The sequence below is a fragment of the Ignavibacteriales bacterium genome, from assembly GCA_026390575.1.
Taxonomy (GTDB): domain Bacteria; phylum Bacteroidota; class Ignavibacteria; order UBA10030; family UBA10030; genus Fen-1298.
This window is the reverse complement of sequence record JAPLFR010000001.1, coordinates 158563-178475: the sequence shown is the minus strand read 5'-3', so window position 1 is coordinate 178475 and position 19913 is coordinate 158563. Positions and strand designations below refer to the sequence as shown.

Annotated in this window: 16 protein-coding genes; 5 read left to right on the top strand and 11 right to left on the bottom strand. The window is 45.4% G+C overall.

Annotated elements, in window-relative coordinates; genetic code table 11:
• The first annotated feature begins 19 nt into the window (after positions 1–19).
• A complete protein-coding gene (locus NTX44_00765) occupies positions 20–1162 on the top strand; it encodes an efflux RND transporter periplasmic adaptor subunit (GenBank protein MCX6120139.1) in 1143 nt (380 codons plus the stop codon).
• Between the two features lie 18 nt (positions 1163–1180).
• Positions 1181–4363, top strand: coding sequence for a multidrug efflux RND transporter permease subunit (locus tag NTX44_00760; protein ID MCX6120138.1), 3183 nt, complete (start codon positions 1181–1183; stop codon positions 4361–4363).
• Between the two features lie 167 nt (positions 4364–4530).
• Here NTX44_00760 and NTX44_00755 read toward each other — a convergent pair whose 3' ends face one another.
• The 4 genes from NTX44_00755 to NTX44_00740 all read right to left on the bottom strand — a co-directional run bounded on the left by NTX44_00755 (position 4531) and on the right by NTX44_00740 (position 9556).
• Positions 4531–4854, bottom strand: coding sequence for a hypothetical protein (locus tag NTX44_00755; GenBank protein ID MCX6120137.1), 324 nt, complete (start codon positions 4852–4854; stop codon positions 4531–4533).
• Between the two features lie 515 nt (positions 4855–5369).
• Positions 5370–7661, bottom strand: coding sequence for a GH92 family glycosyl hydrolase (locus tag NTX44_00750; GenBank protein MCX6120136.1), 2292 nt, complete (start codon positions 7659–7661; stop codon positions 5370–5372).
• Between the two features lie 104 nt (positions 7662–7765).
• A complete protein-coding gene (locus NTX44_00745) occupies positions 7766–8791 on the bottom strand; it encodes a peptidoglycan DD-metalloendopeptidase family protein (protein MCX6120135.1) in 1026 nt (341 codons plus the stop codon).
• 33 nt (positions 8792–8824) lie between these two features.
• Positions 8825–9556, bottom strand: coding sequence for an SDR family NAD(P)-dependent oxidoreductase (locus NTX44_00740; GenBank protein ID MCX6120134.1), 732 nt, complete (start codon positions 9554–9556; stop codon positions 8825–8827).
• 434 nt (positions 9557–9990) lie between these two features.
• On the opposite strand from NTX44_00740, the gene NTX44_00735 reads away from it, so the two are divergent.
• The 3 genes from NTX44_00735 to NTX44_00725 all read left to right on the top strand — a co-directional run bounded on the left by NTX44_00735 (position 9991) and on the right by NTX44_00725 (position 14405).
• Positions 9991–12486, top strand: coding sequence for a hypothetical protein (locus NTX44_00735; protein ID MCX6120133.1), 2496 nt, complete (start codon positions 9991–9993; stop codon positions 12484–12486).
• Positions 12487–12768: 282 nt separating this feature from the next.
• The gene (locus NTX44_00730) at positions 12769–13239 is read left to right on the top strand and encodes an RpiB/LacA/LacB family sugar-phosphate isomerase (protein MCX6120132.1); all 471 of its coding nucleotides are present in this window, start codon (positions 12769–12771) and stop codon (positions 13237–13239) included.
• The gene (locus tag NTX44_00725) at positions 13236–14405 is read left to right on the top strand and encodes an FAD-dependent oxidoreductase (protein MCX6120131.1); all 1170 of its coding nucleotides are present in this window, start codon (positions 13236–13238) and stop codon (positions 14403–14405) included. Before NTX44_00730 ends, NTX44_00725 begins: the two co-directional genes overlap by 4 nt.
• A 65-nt stretch (positions 14406–14470) precedes the next feature.
• Here NTX44_00725 and moeB read toward each other — a convergent pair whose 3' ends face one another.
• The 7 genes from moeB to NTX44_00690 form a co-directional block, all read right to left on the bottom strand.
• Positions 14471–15919, bottom strand: a complete 1449-nt coding sequence (moeB, locus tag NTX44_00720) for a molybdopterin-synthase adenylyltransferase MoeB (GenBank protein ID MCX6120130.1) — start codon at positions 15917–15919, stop codon at positions 14471–14473.
• Positions 15920–15952: 33 nt separating this feature from the next.
• Positions 15953–16426 carry a M67 family metallopeptidase gene (locus NTX44_00715; protein MCX6120129.1) on the bottom strand — a complete coding sequence of 158 codons (474 nt, stop codon included), beginning with the start codon at positions 16424–16426 and terminating at the stop codon, positions 15953–15955.
• 13 nt (positions 16427–16439) lie between these two features.
• Positions 16440–17414 (bottom strand): cysteine synthase family protein, encoded by a 975-nt coding sequence (locus NTX44_00710; GenBank protein MCX6120128.1) that lies wholly within the window; start codon positions 17412–17414, stop codon positions 16440–16442.
• Between the two features lie 22 nt (positions 17415–17436).
• A complete protein-coding gene (locus NTX44_00705) occupies positions 17437–17676 on the bottom strand; it encodes a hypothetical protein (GenBank protein MCX6120127.1) in 240 nt (79 codons plus the stop codon).
• Entirely contained in the window at positions 17673–18524 is an 852-nt protein-coding gene (locus NTX44_00700) for a sulfurtransferase (GenBank protein MCX6120126.1), read from the bottom strand. The genes NTX44_00705 and NTX44_00700 overlap by 4 nt, the downstream gene beginning before the upstream one ends.
• Before the next feature lie 334 nt (positions 18525–18858).
• Complete coding sequence (locus NTX44_00695) at positions 18859–19431, bottom strand: dihydrofolate reductase family protein (protein ID MCX6120125.1); 573 nt, start codon at positions 19429–19431, stop codon at positions 18859–18861.
• A 21-nt stretch (positions 19432–19452) separates the two neighbouring features.
• Complete coding sequence (locus tag NTX44_00690) at positions 19453–19746, bottom strand: 4a-hydroxytetrahydrobiopterin dehydratase (protein ID MCX6120124.1); 294 nt, start codon at positions 19744–19746, stop codon at positions 19453–19455.
• Positions 19747–19913 lie beyond the last annotated feature (167 nt).

Below are 19913 nucleotides of genomic sequence, written 5' to 3'. Positions count from 1 at the left end.
AATCTTAGGATCATTCACTATGAAATACATTATCATTGTCGCAGCAACCCTCATCATCTCGGTATTGCTCATTTCCTGCAGTGTGAACAAAGCAGCTGAACAAAAGGGGCCGCCGCTTATTCAGATCTCGACCACCGAAGTAAAGACAGGCAGCGCGACGTACTATGACGAATATCCGGCTACGGTTGTCGCTTTGAATCAGGTCGATCTCAGACCGGAAGTATCAGGATATATCACCGACATTTTTGTTCAGGATGGACAGCATGTCACGAAAGGAATTCGACTTTACGCAATCGATCAACAGCAATACCAGGCGACGTATGATCAGGTGCGGGCAAACCTGAATGTTGCCAAAGCGAATCTCGCCAAAGCGCAGCAGGATGCAGATCGATACAGGGATCTTGCGAAGTATGATGCCGTCGCGCGGCAAACGCTTGAACATGCAGTTGACGATCTCGAATCATCCAAAATGCAGGTTGCCGCAGCAGAAGCATCAGTGAAGAGTGCGGAAACAAACTTGCAGTATTCTGTTATTCACGCTCCGTTCGATGGGACGATCGGGATATCGCAAGTGAAGCGGGGATCTGCTGTGACAACAGGCCAGACGATATTGAACACAATATCTTCTGACGATCCGATTGCCGTCGATTGCGCGGTGGATGAAAAACAGATTAACCGTTTCAATACATTGCTCCAGAGCAGCGGCAACGGGAAAGATTCGACCTTCACCATCGTTCTCCCGGATCAGTCACTCTACACATTTCCCGGCCGATTGAGTTTTCTCGATCGATCAGTCGATTTCCAAACAGGAACAATTCGGGTCAGGGTTGTTTTTCCCAACTCAAAGAAAATCCTCAAGCCTGGACTGACGTGCAACCTCCGTATACAATCAGCCACTGGTTCCGCTGCAATGCTCATCCCGTATAAAGCGGTCGTCGAGCAAATGGGTGAATATTTTGTTTTTGCCGTCAAAGAAAACAGGGCAATACAACACAGGGTAACTCTCGGTATGAATATTAACGATATGGTGGTTGTGAAAGACGGATTGCAGCCCGGCGATCAGATTGTGACCGAAGGGATGCAGCGCCTGAGAGAGAACACGCTCGTCGCAGTAGCACCTGCAGGAACATCGCAGGTTTCCAAAACCGGATATAGCAAATAACGCTCTGATAAGAATCCAATGATCGCTAATACATTTATTCGAAGACCTATCACTGCAATTGTTATATCGATTGTCATTGTTCTTGTCGGGCTTCTTTCGATCTTCAAACTTCCCGTCAGCCAGTATCCGGATATTACACCGCCGACCGTTCAGATCTCCGGCTCGTTTAACGGCGCAGATGCACAAACCGTAGAACAAACTGTCACTACACCGATCGAATCGCAGGTCAACGGCACTCCCGGCATGGCATATATGCAGGGAAATAGTACAAGCGACGGCAGGACGACGATCAATGTCACATTGAATGTCGGTACCAATCCGGATATTGCGGCGCTCGATATTCAGAACCGTGTTGGAATTGCCACGCCGCAGCTCCCCGATGACGTCAAGCGACTCGGCCTGACGACAAGGAAACGCAGCCCAAGTATCCTCATGCTTGTCGCCATTTATTCGCCCAACAGTACGCACGGTGTCACGTTTGTCGATAACTATACCAATATCTTTATCCGCGATGCGTTGCTGCGGGTTCCCGGTGTCGGCGATATTTTTACGCGTGCCGATGATTTCAGCATGCGCGTCTGGCTCTCTCCCGACCGCCTGGCACAGCGTGGATTGACAACGAACGATGTTATTAGTGCTCTCGCAGAACAAAACCTGCAAATTGCTGCCGGTTCTGTCGGAGCTCCTCCGCAGAAGGATGCTCAGGCATTTGAGTACACGGTGTTCACAAATAGCAGGTTAAATTCTGAAGAGCAGTTCGGCAATATCATCATCCGGTCGAATCCCCGTGAGGGTTCTGCCGTTCATCTACACGATGTTGCGCGTGTACAGCTCGGCAAATTCAGTTATGCCAACAATTCCTTTGTCGATGGTAAGCGCGCATCATACCTCCTGGTTTTTCAGGCGCCGGGGAGCAATGCTCTCGATGTTGCGGACGGAATCTACAGGGCGATGGAAATGTTGAAGAAATCCTTTCCCAAAGATGTCGACTATGTCGTACCGTTTGAAGCAGTCTCTGTGGTGAAAGTATCTATCGAAGAAGTTGTTCTGACATTGATCGAGGCGCTTGGACTGGTTGTTCTTGTTGTCTTCCTCTTTCTTCAGAGCTGGCGTGCGACTCTCATTCCGGTGCTGGCGATTCCCGTTTCGCTCATCGGGACGTTTGCTTTTTTTGTTCCACTAGGTTTTACGATCAACACGTTGACCATGTTCGGTTTCGTCCTCGCGATCGGCATTGTTGTAGACGATGCAATTATTGTCGTCGAGGCGACACAGCATTACATTGACCGGGAAAAACTCTCTCCGAAGGAAGCAACCATCAAGGCGATGCAGGATATTTCAGGGCCCGTTGTTGCCATAGCATTGATCCTCGCTGCGGTTTTCATTCCGGTGGGATTCATTCCCGGTATCGTTGGACGCCTCTATCAACAGTTCGCAATCACGATAGCAATTTCTGTTCTCATTTCTGCATTCGTTGCCTTATCGTTAACGCCGGCTCTTTGCACACTTCTTTTGAAGCCATCGCGTGGTAATGTGAAGGCGAAAGGTTTGAATAAATTTTTCCTCCGCTTCAATGAATGGTTCGAGAGAACAACGAATTCTTATACCAACAGCGTTAAAACATGGATCCGGCTGGGTAAGTATGCCCTCATCCTGCTTGCCATTCTCTATGCAGGGACAGCGATACTGTTCAAAACCAAGGCAACCGGTTTTATACCGACGGAAGATGAAGGGCGGTTGTACGTCACATTTGAATTGCCTGAAGCTTCATCGACAACTCGAAGTCTTGAGGTTCTCAATACAATGATGGGCATCCTTCAAGAGACGCCGGGCATCGGACACTTCGCCGCGCTGGGTGGATTGAATGTGGTAACGTTTGCGACAAAATCGAACAGCGGCACCATTTTCGTTCAATTGAAACACTGGGACGACCGGAAGGAGCGATCGCTGCAATTGAGCTCGCTCATCGCAACATTGCAGCAGAAATTTTCCGCCATCAAAAGCGCGAATGTCATCGTCATCTCACCTCCTGCAATTCCCGGGCTCGGACAAACGGGCGGCTTCACATTCGAACTCGAGCAGCACGAAAGCACAGACGACATCAAGCAATTCGAAAAAACCGTGCAGACATTTGTAGCGGCGGCGAACAAACGCCCCGAGCTCAGCCGCGTGTTTTCTTTTTTCAGCGCACACACGCCGGGATACCAGGTGGATGTCGATAGAGAGAAATGCAAGAAGCTGGGACTCTCTATTGCAGATGTCTATTCAACGCTTCAGACGTACCTCGGCAGCCGTTATGTGAACGATTTTACAATCTATGGACGGAATTTCCATGTGGTAGCACAGGCGGACACTTCCTTCCGGACGAATATTCAAAACCTGTCCAAGTATTACGTGAAGAACGCATCGGGAATGATGATTCCGCTCGGCACGCTGATCAGTTATAAAGTTGTTGAAAACGCCCCTCTCATTACACACTACAATTTATTCCGCACTGCAGAGATCAACGGCAGCGCGGGAGAAGGATACAGCAGCGGACAGGCGATTGAAGCATTGCGGGAAGTAGCGGCGGACGTTCTTCCTGCCGGATACGGGTATGAATTTTCCGGACTCAGCCGCGAGGAAATTAATGCGGGCAGCAGTACGACAACGATATTTATTTTGTCTATCGTTTTTGTGTTCCTGTTTCTGACGGCGTTGTATGAAAGCTGGTCCGTTCCTTTTGCGGTTCTCCTCGCTGTTCCTATCGGTGCATTTGGCGCTATTCTGACGCTCACGTTTCTTCCGCATCTGAGCAACAACATCTACGCTCAGATCGGATTGATCACATTGATCGGACTGGCGGCAAAGAACGCCATTCTTATTGTGGAATTCGGCAAGGCGCGGGTGGAGAAAGGGATGAATCTTATCGACGCAACACTTGAAGCAGTGAAGTTGAGACTGCGCCCCATTCTGATGACATCCATGGCATTTATTCTCGGCGTTTCACCGCTCGCCTTTGCAACAGGTGCCGGTGCTCAGGCGAGATCAACAATCGGCTGGACTGTACTTGGAGGAATGCTGGCTGCGACGATGCTGGCAATTTTCATAGTTCCTGTCTTGTTTATTACAATTACACGGATTGCTTACGGCAAGGAAGAATTGGCGAAACTGGAACACCAAACGAAGGAGCACCCGGAGCAACTCTCGCACCGGGAGTAATGTTGAATACGTGACCGTCACTTACTATGCACAAACTTGGAGAGTGACGGTTACGAGCGAATTTTTCACATCGGGAATATTTTGGAGAGAAGGATTTTTTATTCTCGCTCGTAAGTTCGGATTGAGCGTGATTTTAACCGGGTTTAACAACCCTTACTATAGAAAGTTTAAAGCGATAATGCCTTTGATCTCTTTGCCCATGGTTTAAGTTTCATCGCTAGTAGAATTCGTTCCACTGCAATGTCTTTACTTTTCTCTTCCAGGATCAGACTTTCCACGGCAAATAAAGTTCTTTTCACCGCCAAAGCTTTACTTGTCTTCCCCTGGGTTAGACTTTCCGAAACCAGAGCCCTTCCTTTCAACACAAGAGATCGCCGTTTCTGCTCCATGATAAAATTTTCTGCGGCTAGTACCTTACTTTTCACCACCAGATCCATTTTTTCCTGGGGCTGTTCAAGAGGTTGTATTATTGGTGTAGAAATAGGGCGCATGGGCGATGCTTTCTGTCAGAAGATATATCGAAAAGGATTTTGACTGATGGAAAGATGAAAAATCGGTACGAAAAACGCAATCACGCAAATGCGTGTTTTTTAAAAAACATATAAAGATTATAGGGAAAAGTTGAGGAAATAGAATACAGAAGAAGTAGTAGGGATTTGATTAATCAAATCCCTACCTAAATGCAACATTGCATATAACGCTTTACACTTTAGATGGATGGGAGTTGTACTACCGACCCAATTAAACAGATTTCAGCCTTGCGTGCGAGTTTCTTTCGTACCACGAATCTGCATTCATCATACCAAATCTGTGTTGGAAAGATTTTTTTTGTTAACGGAGGACTTCCAATCATGCAGTGTCAGTGCCTCCTGCGTTTGCATGATGGTGATATGGGTACTAAGTTTTACGTTTATCCGCAAGTGCAAATACCGTAGTGGCAAAGTAACCTTGCCTTTGCAAGGTTTCATTAGACTCGTTCAATTGGCGAAGTGATTCTCTTTCTATTTTACTTCATTGGTAGATCACCAAGGGTAACATTCCACTCTCCACCTTGAACAATATCATTATGATCTAAAGAATAGCAGGAAAAGTCTTTCCCATTCAATTTCATCTGTCGAATATAGATATTTGATTTTGAATTGTTTCTCGTCTCAATAACAAATTGTTTTCCTGTGTAATAATCCGGATTAAGTTGGATAGTCACTTTGTCAAATATTGGACTTCCGATTCGATAGTCCGTTGAAGCGGGACATGCAGGATAAAATCCTAATGCCGAAAATATGAACCACGCTGAAGTTGTTCCACAATCATCATTACCGGGCAGGCCGCCGCTGTTATTTGCAAAATAATAATCGATGCATTTTCTCGCCATGGCTTGCGTCAAATACTCACTTCCTTTGACGTATGAAAAGAGATAAGGATATGCCATATCAGGTTCGTTGAAAAGAACAAACCGGTCAGGTTTATCAAAACACGCCTGAAGTTTTTTAATAAATGGTTCTCTGCCCATGAGTTCAATCAATCCGTTGATATCATGCGGAACGAAGAAATTGTACTGCCATGCATTCCCCTCCGTATATCCGATTCCCCCGCAAGGAAAGTTTGCCCCCGGGATACTGCCTTTTATTGTATCCGGATCGAATGGCTCGCACCAGGTTCCATCCTCATTCTTGGCACGCAGAAAAGTTGTTTTGGGATCAAAGAAATTTTTATAACCCAACGCGCGTTTCCCATACACCTCAAATTCTTTTATTTTGCCAAGCGATTTGGCGAGCTGCGCAATCGCGAAATCTGCAACATAGTATTCAAGTGATGTTGCGACTGTCCCCCAGATCCCTTCACCCATCTTATCTTGAGGTATATAACCGAGTTTTAGATATTGATCTAATCCAGGACGAACTTTATTATTTTTCAACTGCAATGAAGACTTCAGCATCGCGCGGTATGCACCTTGGACATCGAAATCTTTGAGTCCTTTTATATATGTATCTGCGATAACCATACACGCAGGATCACCGACCATTACATACGTTTCATCAGCAGAAAGCTCCCACTTCGGAAGGAATCCGCTTTCATGAGCCTGATCGACCATCGTGCGCACCATGTCGATTTGTACTTCAGGATAAACCAATGTTAACAATTGATGGAGGTTTCGATAAGTATCCCACAATGAGTAAACATTATATTGATGTTGTTGCTTCCCTGAAATCTTTTTCACTCTCCTGCTGCCCATCGCAATATATTCGCCATTGACATCACTGCAGATACTGGGATGAATGAGAGCATGATAGAGTGCTGTATAGAACATGACTTTTGCATCTTCATTACTGTCTTCCACGGTAATACGAGACAAAACATTTTCCCACAATTTTCGAGCATTATGTTTCACTTGATTAAAATCCCAATTAGGCTGCTCGGTGATTAAATTCAATTTTGCATTTTCGATGCTGACAAATGATATTCCGATCTTCAAGCACAACGATTCATCTTGTTTCATCGAGAATCGCAAAATTCCTCCGATTCGAGCTCCCGACTGTTCCGATGCGTGGTCGATAATTGTTCCGTCTTTGATCGTATTGCAAACCACAGCCGGCTTATCAAAGCGCGCAACAAAATAGACTTTCCTTTGAGCTTTATTACCGCAAAATCCGCCGTTTTGGTTCCATCCCACAATTTCCGAATCGGATTCTATCTTTATATATCCGTCGTTTGCTGCACGGATCGCGTGAAACAAATCGAAGACGACATTGAATTCCTCGGTAGGCTTTAAACAGGTATATTTACTCATTGTGGAGTGTGTTGTTGCCGTCACTTCTGTAAGTATATTAAAATCTTTGAGAAGAACTTTGTAATATCCGGGACTCGCCTCTTCTTTCTCGTACTTTGATCTATTCACATTGATATCGGCAGACATCGGACCGACTGTCGGCATCACGAGAATGTTTCCCCATTCGTTGCAGCCAACACCGCTCAAATGGATCTGGCTGAAACCATAGATAAATTCTTTACCCGAGATATATCCACTGGGACTCCCTGCAAAATCTCCTTCGTTGGGTGATTCAATCGTATTGCGTGGACTGATGGCTGTCATTCCCCAAGGAGTTACTGCTCCGGGATATGTATTACCGCCGCCAAAATTATAAGCGAGATTCTTTAACTTTACGTTTGCATCGGCCGTTCCGATAAACGTATTTACATACTCAACGGCGTTTTTCTTTTCATGGGATTTTTGCTTGTCAGCGTATGTTCCGCTAACTACTAAACCGAGCGATAGAATAACTGAAAGAAAGTAACGCATTCTTTTTCCTCTTCTTCAATGCATAATAACAATTATGGTTAACTCCTTTTACAATAGATTGAGACTAAAAAACACAACAGACATCATTGTAGAGTGCTTTTTTCTTAAGGAACATTACGACTGATTTTCTGTCCTTGAACAGGTTCGCCTCGTGCAATGATTTGTCCGTTAGCACGATAATTCTGAAATTGCGCGGGCAGACCCAACCCCTGGTTCAGAGTACGTGAATCCTGAAGCTGGTAATGAATATGCGGCTCGCTTGAATTACCACTATTACCGCTTTTACCAAGTATCTGACCTGATACAACTGAGTCTCCGGGATTCACAATGACAGTGCCTTTTTTGAAATGAGCGAACACGGAAAATTCATTTCCGCCATGATCGATAATAATATAATTGCCAAAGGGCTGACTTGAATTCATCGTTCCAGGCACATTATCATTAATATTGTTTTCCACCGCTATGATACGGCCTGCGGCAGGTGCCAGAACTGATTTGTCAAAACAGAAATATTGTTCGTTCAATTGTCCGTTCCCGGAAAAGGAAATTCTGTTTTGAATCATTAAAAAATCGTACGCAAAGTATTGATTGGCAGAAATCGTGTGGTAGTTTTGGTAAGCAGTACGACCGCCCCAAAACACAGTCCACTCACCTTCAAATGGTAAAGAAAGAGTTGCCTTGGTAGCATAGTTTGCATTTGGACCCGGGTATCGCAATAGCCCTATATGGAGACCACCAATGACAAACGAATCGTCCAACGCCCATTGAATATAGATCGAATCTGAAATTTTATTGAACGTCGCGATCCGATTATACATTGTCCATTTTGAAATAACTGAATCTATCGTTTCATAAGACAGGCTCTTCTCCGATCCCATTTGATCGCTCACCTGGGCATATAACGTTTCTAATGCAGCCAAACTTATCTGATTTTTCATCGTTTCAGAGAAATGACTTCTCAAGACATCTAAATTATTATTGTAAAAAAGATTTGTATACTCTCTACCTTTATCAATAAAGGTTGCTTTGGACTCCGGTATTACCGGCCCAGCTGGGCTTTCTTTATTGCACGAAGAAAACAGCAGTATAAAAAGGCCAAAGAAAATAGGAGCGATTTTATAATATTTCATAGAACGTATACCTTTTCTCGATACGAGCTTTTTCTAGTGAATAGCTTTTTTGCATTCAATAATAACTTCCCGGATGCACGTTGAAGGGACGAGACGTAAGAGCCATCGGATAGTCTCTAGTATATCGGAAGGTTGAATCATTTCAGAATCGGAAAATGGAGTTTTCGCTTCTTGAGCCATATCGGTGTTCGTCCATGACGGGCATAATGTTGTGAGCTTGATATTATCATCTGCCAATTCCCTGTATAACGATTCGGAAAGACCGACAAGACCAAATTTTCCAGCACCGTACGCTCCATCGCCGGCAAAGCCGATTTTACCGCCGCGAGATGCAATGTTTACGATGTATCCTGTTTTCTGAGATTTCATAATGGGTAGTACTGCCTGCATAAATGCGAACGGTCCAAGGAGGTTGACACGAAGTCCTTGCTCAAATTCTTGAACTGTAACATTCATTGTTCCGGCTATGTACATTCCCGCACAATTGACGAGCAACTCTATCCGGCCGTAGTGTTTTTGTATCTTGTCAACTGTCTTATGCACTTCCTGAAAATCGGAGACATCTAATGCGTAGGTCGTATGTTTTGTACTAGAGGATGTAGATTGGATTTGGACTTGTTTTAATGCATCATCCAGGGTTTCCTGAGAACGTGCAATTATGGCAATTGAAAAACCGTCACGTGCAAGGCCTTTTGCTATCTCTAATCCGATTCCCCGGCTCCCCCCTGTAACGACGGCAACTTTGTTTGTATTTTCGTTTATCATAGTATATTTATTATGAGAAAATATTTCAACTTTTCCAATTATGGTTTAATAAAACCTATAATTTTTTATTGCTTTGTATCAGAAATACTTATTGGCCTGCTGCAAGCCAGCACAAAATAAACCCGCAGGTAATACAACTAACAAGGATTCACATTGTGCTTTATATAGTTCACTGTGATTATTCTTGTGAACAGTAATATCAAGATTTAATGTGTTTTGGCTGAAATAATTATGGCATGGCTATTGTCATATATCCGATAATGATTGAAAAGGATAAAAAAAAGGAATTAATTTAAATTGTAAATTTTGGCACCCTTTTGCTTTCCAATACGTTTCATGTGTAAAGTGAGAGTGTCTCGAAGATTGATTACAATGATGTAGTAAAATTTTTCGCGGCGGTTATCTATTATAGAAAATACCAAAGGAGAAAGAATATGAAACACTTACTGATTGTGTTTATGATGTGCTGTCCAATCTCGTTGTATGCTGACGATTGGCCTCGTGAAGTCCTGAGTTCGGAGGGCACGATCACTATGTATCAACCGCAGATTGAATGGTACTCCGGAGATTCCTTGAAAGCCCGTGCGGCGGTTTCCATTATCCCTACCGGTAAGGATGAACCTGTGTTTGGAGCAATCTGGGTGACGTGTAGAGTCCTGACCGATCGTCCGACACGAACCGTGAAGCTCGAAGAAATGGAAGTGCGAAGGATTAGATTCCCGGCGGGAACTGAGGGAGATACGGCAGCAATTGCTGAAGCATTGGAAGAAGTGATACCGCGTTCTGATCTCACATTCTCGCTCGATCTGCTTCTCGAAAGCATTGAGACAGCACAGAAGGAAAGGGAAAACGCCCGCGAACTCGAGGTGACTCCACCCAAAATCATTGTAATGAATCATCCCGCCGTACTCGTTCGAATTGACGGTAATCCTATTCTCACAGGCGTTGAAGGAACTTCGTTGAAGCGCGTTGTCAATACTCCTTATTTTTTAGTTCAAGATCCTTCTACGGGCAACTTTTTTCTTCGCGGAGGCGACATATGGTTCAGCGCTAAGCAAATAAAAGGTCCATGGCGTCAAATTGCAACTCCCCCAAATTTCGTTGCGTATCTTTCCGACCAAATGAAATCCGACGATGAATCGTATGAAGATTCGACGGCAAATGACATTGTATCGAAGACTGGAAAAGTACCTGAGATTGTCGTAAGCACAGAGCCGACAGAATTGATAGCTACGGACGGACCCATGCAGCTTGTACCTATCGAGGGAACCGAACTTCTTTACGCAAGTAATACTCCAAGCCGGTTGTTTCTTGAAATCAAAACGCAGAAGCGTTTCATCCTCATCTCGGGAAGGTGGTACACTGCAAAGTCCATAACGGGCCCGTGGGTGTTCATTGCATCAGACAAACTGCCGGAGGATTTTAAAAAAATTCCTCCCGGCTCAGAGTGCGACGATGTGCTCGCAAGCGTTGCAGGAACAATACCGGCAAAAGAAGCTATCTTTGATGCACAGATCCCGCAAATGGCAGAGGTGGATCGCTCGGAAGCGACAACTCAGGTCGAATATGACGGCGATCCGCAATTCGATCCGATCGAGAACACCGGGATGGAGTATGCAGTGAATACATCGACTGCGGTGATTCGCGTGAACGGTAGATACTACAACTGCGATAGAGGAATATGGTTTGATGGAGCGTCTCCATTTGGTCCATGGGAAGTTTGCATCGATGTTCCTGAAGTTATCTATACAATTCCATCCCGCTACCCGGTGTATAATGTCCGTTATGTTCGTGTGTACAATTATACTCCTGATGTTGTTTATGTTGGATACACCGCAGGTTACACAGGTTGTTATGTCTATGGCAGAACGGTAGTGTACGGGACAGGATACAATTACCATCCATGGTACAAGCAAAGATATTATGCACGGCCATGGACGTGGGGATTCAACGTTCACTATGATCCTTGGACAGGCTGGTCATTCGGAGGCGGCTGGGGACAGTCACGCGGATGGTTTGCACGTCGCGCAAACGATGTGCAAACAGGATGGTGGGGGCCAACGGAATATCGCCCTATCTATCATCCTGTTGCCAAACCGGTTTATCGAGAAGGATATCATCCCGTGCACCAACAGGCAGCATCAAGTGTACAAGCTGTGAGAGCACCAAACGATGTAAGACGCACTTCCGGTGTGACTCGCTCTGCAACTCTGTACGATAACAGATCAGCCGGCGTAAAACGACCGGTTGCGATTGAACCACCAAGATCTCCGAGAGAAGCTACGAGGACAACACCGACATCGCTACGTCAACCGGAATCTCGCCCAACATCCAAGCCGGTTACACCTTCAGTTCCACGAGCCGAGCCGCAGCCGGTTCCAAGGTCTGAAACGCCGCGTCAACCTGAAACTCGTCCGACAGCCAGGCCGGTTACTCCTCCTGTTTCACAACCTGAACCGCAGCCGGTTCCAAGGTCTGAGATACCGCGTCAACCTGAAACTCGTCCGACAGCCAGGCCGGTTACTCCTCCTGTTTCACAACCTGAACCGCAGCCGGTTCCAAGGTCTGATATACCGCGTCGACCTGCAACACGTCCGACAGCCATACCAGTGACTCCTCCAGTTTTACAACCTGAGCCGCGGCCGGTCGCAGTACCGGAACCGCCGAGAATCGTGACTCGTCCATCAACAAGAGAGAATAATGTCTACGCAGCTCCAAACGGCAACATTATGCGCAGCACTCCGCAAGGTTGGCAGCAACGTGATCAAAATTCATGGAAGAAAGCCGATGAGACACCGGCGAAACAAGAAATAGTCCGCGATAGCGAGGTGCGTCAGCGTGCAGCCGAACGTTCATCAAGTCCTAGGACAGAGCCTGCTCCATCACCTGCACCGAAGCGCAACTCGGACGATAAAGAGAGAAAACGTTGATGCAAGAAAACTGATGTTTGTAGGGAAGTTCAATGTTTGCCCGCCGTTATTTTGGCGGGCATCATGCCCAAATACGGGGCGGACGAATGAGTTTACTTGCCCACATCAGGGCATATTCTCCAGTTCAAACAAGAAACAATTCTTAGCGAACTCGAAGCCGCCAATATTTGTTATATATAGGCGAGTTTCTGTATATTGCATCGCGGAGTAGATTACGAATATGACGAAGTACCAACGGGTTCTCGATTTGTTGAACCCACTATAGGAGGTTACGTCATGCGCATGGGAATTGCTTCGGACCACGCTGGATTTGCGTTGAAGAAACAGATGAAGAAATCGCTGGCAAAACTAAGGCACACGATTGTGAATTTTGGTCCGTCTACTCTCTCTCCGAAAGATGACTATCCGGATTTCGTTGTGCCGCTTGCACGAGCTGTTGCTGGCGGCAGGGTTCAGCGCGGTATTGCGATTTGTGGAAACGGAGTCGGTGCGTGTATCGCAGCAAACAAAGTGAAAGGCGTACGGGCGGCATTAATCTCCGATTACTTTTCTGCGCACCAGGGCGTTGAAGACGACGACATGAATGTGATCTGTTTCGGAGCACAAGTCATTAATTATTCGCTCGCATGGGATTTGACACGGGCATTCCTGGGTGCCAGGTTCATCAAAAATAAAAACCATCAACGCCGGCTGACCAAGGTCGCAGCGCTGGAACAGATTCCAAAAATGACCCGCACGAGGCACTCATCATGAAATACAAATACTTGATTATTGGCGGCGGTATGACTGCAGCTGCTGCAGTGGATGGAATACGCGAGGCAGACCCGTCCGGCAGCATCGGTTTGATTAGTGCTGAAACCGATCCTCCATACAAACGCCCTCCTCTCTCGAAGGCGCTCTGGAAAGGCGACTCACTTGATACTATCTGGAGAGATACCGGAAAGAAAACTGTAGAATTTCATCTCGGCCAGGTTGTCAACGAAATCGATCCCGGGCAGAAGCGGGTTATCTGCGCAAATGGAGAAGTATTTTCATATGAGAAACTCTTGCTTGCAACAGGCGTCCGGCCGAGACGGCTTGAATTCGATGATGAATCGATACTGTACTTTCGTACATTAACGGACTATCGAAATCTTCGAGCACTCGCTGAAACTGGAAAACGATTCGCTGTGATCGGAGGCGGATTCATCGGTTCAGAAATCGCGGCGGCTCTCTCGATGAATGGGAAACACGTAACAATGATTTTTCCCGGAGAAGGTATCGGAGAGCGTATATTCCCCCATGATCTCTCCCAATTTCTCAATCAATTTTATAAACAGAAAGGCATTGAGGTGTTCTCCGGTGAGAAAATACTCGGTCTGCAAAAGAATAATAATGAATTAACAGTGAAAACTAATCATCAAGATATCAAGGTAGAAGGTATTGTTGCAGGAATCGGTTCTCTCCCAAACATCGAACTTGCCCAAGTTGCTAAAATTGAGACGAGAGATGGAATCCTCGTGGATGAATTTCTACAAACCAATCAAAAGGACATCTCTGCAGCCGGTGATGTTACCTTTTTTTATAATCCTTCACTCAAGAAACATATCAGAGTTGAACACGAAGATAACGCAAATACTATGGGACGTTTAGCGGGCAGAAATATGGCAGGAATGGCAGAGCCTTACCACCACCTGCCGTTCTTTTACTCCGATATGTTTGAGCTAGGGTACGAGGCAGTCGGTGACTTAGATTCAAGCTTAGAAACATACTCCGACTGGAAGAAACCGTATACAGAAGGCGTGGTTTACTATCTCAAGAATGGTCAAGTACGAGGTGTCTTACTCTGGAATGTATGGAACCAGGTAGAAGCCGCACGTGCTTTGATTGCAGAACTCGGTCCGTTTAAGACCGCGGATATTAAAGGTCGGTTGAAGTAAAATGAGTTGGTCATGATTCAGCAGTTTTTAAATCAACAAGATTCTTAAGCCACTCTATAACTATCTTAATAACGATGTATCCGGGGATCGATTCGTTGAGCCCATGCATCAATTCCGCCGGCAAGGTTCTTGACTTTCTTAAATCCTGCATTTTGAAGAAACCTCACGGCTCTTGCACTCCGTCCACCGGATTTGCAATGGACAACGATCTCTTTATACGGATCGAGTTCGGATACACGGTCAGGTAGTTCCGAGAGTGGAATCAGATGTCCGCCAAGGTTGGCAATTTCGTACTCATTCGGTTCTCGCACATCCAGAATATAGAGATCATCACCGCGGTCGATCCGGCCTTTTAATTCTTCTACAGAAATTTCCGGCATACCAAAATTAAATTTCGGCTTAACGGACGATTCTATTCCGCAAAATTGTTCATAGTCTATCAAATGATGGATCGTCGGAACAGTACCGCACACTGGGCATTCCGAATTCTTTTTAAGAGAAAATTCACGAAACTTGAATTTGAGAGCGTCGAACAATACGAGGCGTCCGATTAATGGTTCGCCTTCTCCAAGTATCAACTTGATTGTCTCCAATGCCTGAAGTGTGCCGATAATTCCAGGTAAAACTCCCAGCACTCCTCCTTCTGCACAGCTCGGAACGAGTCCGGGCGGTGGCGGTGTCGGATACAAGCATCGATAACATGGACCTCGCTTCGAATCAAAGACAGTCACCTGTCCATCGAACCGGAAAATAGATCCATACACATTCGGTTTGCCGAGCAGCACGCATGCGTCATTGACCAGATACCGCGTTGGAAAATTGTCTGTGCCGTCCACAATAACATCATAGTTCTTCAATAGTTCGAGGGCATTGTCAGATGATAGACGCACTGGATATATTTCGACGATAACGTTGGGATTTATCTCTGTTATCGATTCCTTTGCAGATTCAAGCTTGGGTCTTCCGACATCGCTCGTAGTATGCATGATCTGACGCTGTAAATTCGTTTCATCGACAACATCATAATCCACTATACCGATTTTCCCAACGCCTGCTGCAGCAAGATAGAGTGCAAGCGGCGAACCGAGTCCGCCTGCACCGATGAGAAGGACACTGGCAGCTTTTAATTTCTTCTGCCCTTGCATCCCTACCTCAGGTATGATGAGATGCCGGCTGTAGCGCAGGATTTCTTCTTTCGACAGTTGAACTTCTTCTTCTGTTTCTACTTCACAGACTTCGACTCCTCCTGCAATAGATGGAATGATACTTATGGAATCTGTTTCATTCACATTCGTTTTCTCTTTTGATAAGTACCGGATATCGTTGTCGTTGACATAGATATTCACATAACTGCGCAGCGTGCCCTGTTCTGAATAGAGATGCTGCTGTAGCGATCTGTATTTTAATGTGAGATTTTTCAGAGCTTCCTCTACCGTGCTCCCTTCCACTTCAACCGTGTCCTGTTTCTCGGTATAAGGTCGGAGAGGAGTCGGAATAAATATTTTGATTGACATAATGTTTCCTTTATGCAATAAATATGTTTTGTATCATAGTTCATGCGAAGCGTGTGCAAACTGCCGCGCAGCAGATGATATCGGTGATGAATCTACAATGATCATCCGTTCATTGAACTGAGTGCGTTTTTCATTTAACAGCCAGGCGGTCATCGCCGCAGCTTTACCCTGTCCCACTGAGATAATGATGTACGTAAACCATGGCAGAGCATGATCTGTATCGAATACCGAGGGAGCGGCAGGATGATCTGGATGAGAATGATAAAATCCCAGCAGTTCCATTTTCAACGCCCTGGCAAGTTGTTCTGTTTGCCGGTATTGCTCCGGCGTGATAAAAAATCGGCGGCGGCGGTTTTCATCTTGACTGTTATCAATCTTGATGACCTCTTCTATAAAATGAATACTGTTCTTGCTGAATCCCAGCATCATTCCGCAGCATTCTTCCGGGTACGTTTGTTCTGCATGGTATTCAATCTCAGCGATAATCTTTTTTGATATTCGTATCATATGATTTTCCTTTTCATTCGGTTGCATTCCAAAAATGTTCGCTGCTATATCGCGTGCCGCCGTCCGGAAAAATTGTGACGATCACACCGCTTTCTATCTGTGCGGCAAGCTTGAGTGAAACAGCAAGCGCCGCACCGCTGGAAATTCCAACAAACAAACCTTCCTGCCGTGCTAGTTGTCTGACCATGGAATATGCGTCATCGGTCGAGACGGTAAGATGTTCGTTCGCAAGAGTCGGATCATAGATACCAGGAACCAACGCTGTAGGTAAATGCTTCAGGCCTTCCAGTCCATGGAGCGGAGAATCTGGTCCGAATGATGAACAAACAATAGATGGTTCTAATTCTTTCAGTCTTCGGCTTGTCCCGATAAATGTTCCTGTCGTCCCGAGTCCGGCAACAAAATGTGTAATACGATTCCTGGATTGATTCCAGATTTCCCATGCCGTTGTGTTGTAATGCGAGAGCCAGTTGGCCGGATTATTATATTGATCGGGATAAAAATACTGATCGGGATAGGCAGCAACAATTTCTTTGACGTACCGCTGCGCTCCGTCCGTTCCTGTGAGCGGATCTGTTTCCAGGATTTCAGCGCCATAGGCGCGGAGTGTTTGTTTTCGCTCCGGACTCGCATTCGCCGGAAGCGCGAGAATCACTTTATAACCTAGCGCACTTCCAATCATTGCGTACGCGATACCGGTATTACCGCTTGTTGCATCAATGATGATTTTTCCTTTTGTAAGCCTTCCTGACTTTTCGGCTTCCAGAAGCATGTTCAAGGCTGGACGGTCTTTGATCGAACCGCCGGGATTAAACCATTCCGCTTTAGCATAAATCTGAACATAGTCATTCGGAATGGCTATTTTTCGAATTCGTAAAAGAGGTGTATTGCCGATATTGCCCAGCATCGATGAATGATCGCGGATGCGTTGCTCCAAATATGTTTCACGAATTTCAGGAAACGAGTCCGTTTTTGATTTCCATGTCATGATTTATTTTCCGTTTGTGAATTCAAATTTTCTTTTCATACCGAAGACGGGAATATTCTAATCGTTCCTTCACTCGCATGATCGCTTTCAGTTCGGCTTCATCGCGTACCAGTCCCTTCGTTCGAACAATGACCGCACCGGGATCGACGTTATCCACAGCACAGTAATATGTATCATCAATTCTATAGCTGGTTATGTGAATCTGGAACGGTGGAACCGACTCCCATCGTTCCTGATACTCTGATGGATGATTTACGGTCATGGCTGGACTCCTTGAGTAACCGGAGCATTGACAAGATTTCCCCATTCTGTCCAGGAACCATCGTAATTTTTGACGTTTGTGTACCCAAGCAAATACTTCAAAACAAACCAGGTGAGACTGGAACGTTCCCCTATGCGGCAGTACGCAACAACATTTTTATTCGATGTGATACCCAAGGGTTCATAAAGCGACCGTAAGTTGTCAAATGATTTGAAAGTGCCGTCTTCGTTGACATTCTTTCCCCATGGAATGTTGAATGCGCCGGGCACATGCCCTCCTCGTTGGCATGTCTCCGGAAGCCCCGGCGGCGAAAGGATCTTACCGGAATACTCATCTGCTGAACGAACATCAACCAATGACCATGAATCATTGGAAAGAGATGATACTTCCTGCACATAGGCACGCAGCGAATAATCAGGATCTGTCGCCTTGTATGTTTTCCCTGAAACAACAGGAACATCTCTTGTCACTTCCCTTCCCTCTTTGATCCATTTCTTTCTGCCTCCATTGATAATGCGCACATCACGATGGCCGTATATTTTCAGCTGCCAGAATGCCCATGCCGCGAACCAATTGTTATTGTCTCCATAAAGAATGATAGTGGTACCATTGGTAATTCCCGAATTTCCCAACAACTTTTCCAGATCCGATTTGGAAACAAGATCACGCCGGACCTGGTCGGAGAGTTGAGTCTGCCAGTTCCAACCAACTGCGCCGGGAATATGGGCTTCGTTGTATGAGTGTGTATCGACATCGACTTCGACAAGCCGGATATGAGGGTCTGTCAGATGCTGACTCACCCACTCCGTATCGACAAGCACTTCAGGATGCGCATAATTATTTGACATGAGATTACTCCTTTGAATGTATAATTGACGATATATTCATGTGTCTAGCATTCTATAAAAAAACCCTTCACCAAGAAATTGAATGAAGGGCTGCGAATCAAATAATCGTATATATAACGTTTAAGGACTCGCGCCTTCGCGACAGCACACTTTTTGACATGGACAAGCGCAGGTGAGCACCACACTATTTTTTTTCATTCCTGGTTTCATGTTCATTTTTTCTTTCTTCTATTAAGCTTAACAACTGGAATATAGAATGAGTTCCTTCTTCCGTCGTCTGTCCCGCCACACTGATTGTACCCTTATAGTAACTTGCCGGCCACGTTTTTATGATCTATCTCCATGGCATCGGTACATAGCGCAGAAAAACATTCCCATTGGCAAACGCTCGTGAGTTTACCAGTTTTAAGTCGAGGTTCTCTTTGATGCCATCAAACAACGTTCTTCCTTGACCGAGAATAACAGGAATCACTACGATCTGGTATTCATCGATCAATCGCGCCTGAGTCAGTTGCGAAACAATACTGCCACTGCCTATAATCACCATGTCAGTCCCTGGCTCATTCTTCATCTTTTGTATTTCTATCACCATGCCGTCTTTTACGAGCTTTGTATTATTCCACAACGCTTTGTCCAGCGTTCTTGAAAACACGATCTTCGGAAGGTTGTTCATCTGTTTGGCCACCACAGGATAATTCTGGATTGCCAACGGTGTTGGCCAATATCTTATCATGAGTTCATAGGTAACCCTGCCGAAGACGAGCACACCTCCACCACTTGCATTCGATACGACAAATGCATCCCACGCTTCATCCTTAATTGTGTTGTGAGCCCATTGCATGTCGCCGTTGATATCCACAAAGAAACCATCCAGTGATACCGAATTGAAAACGATGAGTTTGCTCATGAATCTTCTCCTGTGCTTTCCTCAAAGCTGCTTACCCTGTAGAAGTGAATCGATCTTCTTCGCTAAGGAAATGTCCTTCCCCGTGATTCCGCCTTCACTGTGTGTAGAAAGTGAAAACGTGATTTTGTTCCAGCGGATATCTATATCCGGATGGTGATTTGCTCGTTCGGCAACTATCGCCACAGAAATGACAAATCCTATAGCACATGCAAAATCGGCGAATTCAAATTTTCTCCGTATCTCTTTTCCCTGCAACGCCCATCCTCCTAATTCTGATAAAGCGAGACGGATTTCTTTTTTTGTTAAAAGTGCCATGAGGTTGTTTCCTTTTATATTTTAATTAAATAAACTTTCTCAGCTCTTCCGGTGAAGCTGCCAAACATGATTGTCGTTTACCAAAAATGTGATATCGGTACCTGGATATAAAGTTGTACACACAGTCTCGAATTGACCTTGGCACAATAACAAAGAGATAGAATAAA

Coding starts and splice junctions, on each gene's coding strand:
- NTX44_00705 (MCX6120127.1), bottom strand. CDS start 17,676: ATGACCGTAAATCATCCATCAGAGTATCAGGAACGATGGGAGTCGGTT.
- NTX44_00745 (MCX6120135.1), bottom strand. CDS start 8,791: ATGAAATATTATAAAATCGCTCCTATTTTCTTTGGCCTTTTTATACTG.
- NTX44_00735 (MCX6120133.1), top strand. CDS start 9,991: ATGAAACACTTACTGATTGTGTTTATGATGTGCTGTCCAATCTCGTTG.
- NTX44_00725 (MCX6120131.1), top strand. CDS start 13,236: ATGAAATACAAATACTTGATTATTGGCGGCGGTATGACTGCAGCTGCT.
- NTX44_00750 (MCX6120136.1), bottom strand. CDS start 7,661: ATGCGTTACTTTCTTTCAGTTATTCTATCGCTCGGTTTAGTAGTTAGC.
- NTX44_00760 (MCX6120138.1), top strand. CDS start 1,181: ATGATCGCTAATACATTTATTCGAAGACCTATCACTGCAATTGTTATA.
- NTX44_00710 (MCX6120128.1), bottom strand. CDS start 17,414: ATGACATGGAAATCAAAAACGGACTCGTTTCCTGAAATTCGTGAAACA.
- NTX44_00700 (MCX6120126.1), bottom strand. CDS start 18,524: ATGTCAAATAATTATGCGCATCCTGAAGTGCTTGTCGATACGGAGTGG.
- NTX44_00715 (MCX6120129.1), bottom strand. CDS start 16,426: ATGATACGAATATCAAAAAAGATTATCGCTGAGATTGAATACCATGCA.
- NTX44_00730 (MCX6120132.1), top strand. CDS start 12,769: ATGGGAATTGCTTCGGACCACGCTGGATTTGCGTTGAAGAAACAGATG.
- NTX44_00740 (MCX6120134.1), bottom strand. CDS start 9,556: ATGATAAACGAAAATACAAACAAAGTTGCCGTCGTTACAGGGGGGAGC.
- NTX44_00690 (MCX6120124.1), bottom strand. CDS start 19,746: ATGGCACTTTTAACAAAAAAAGAAATCCGTCTCGCTTTATCAGAATTA.
- NTX44_00755 (MCX6120137.1), bottom strand. CDS start 4,854: ATGCGCCCTATTTCTACACCAATAATACAACCTCTTGAACAGCCCCAG.
- NTX44_00765 (MCX6120139.1), top strand. CDS start 20: ATGAAATACATTATCATTGTCGCAGCAACCCTCATCATCTCGGTATTG.
- moeB (MCX6120130.1), bottom strand. CDS start 15,919: ATGTCAATCAAAATATTTATTCCGACTCCTCTCCGACCTTATACCGAG.
- NTX44_00695 (MCX6120125.1), bottom strand. CDS start 19,431: ATGAGCAAACTCATCGTTTTCAATTCGGTATCACTGGATGGTTTCTTT.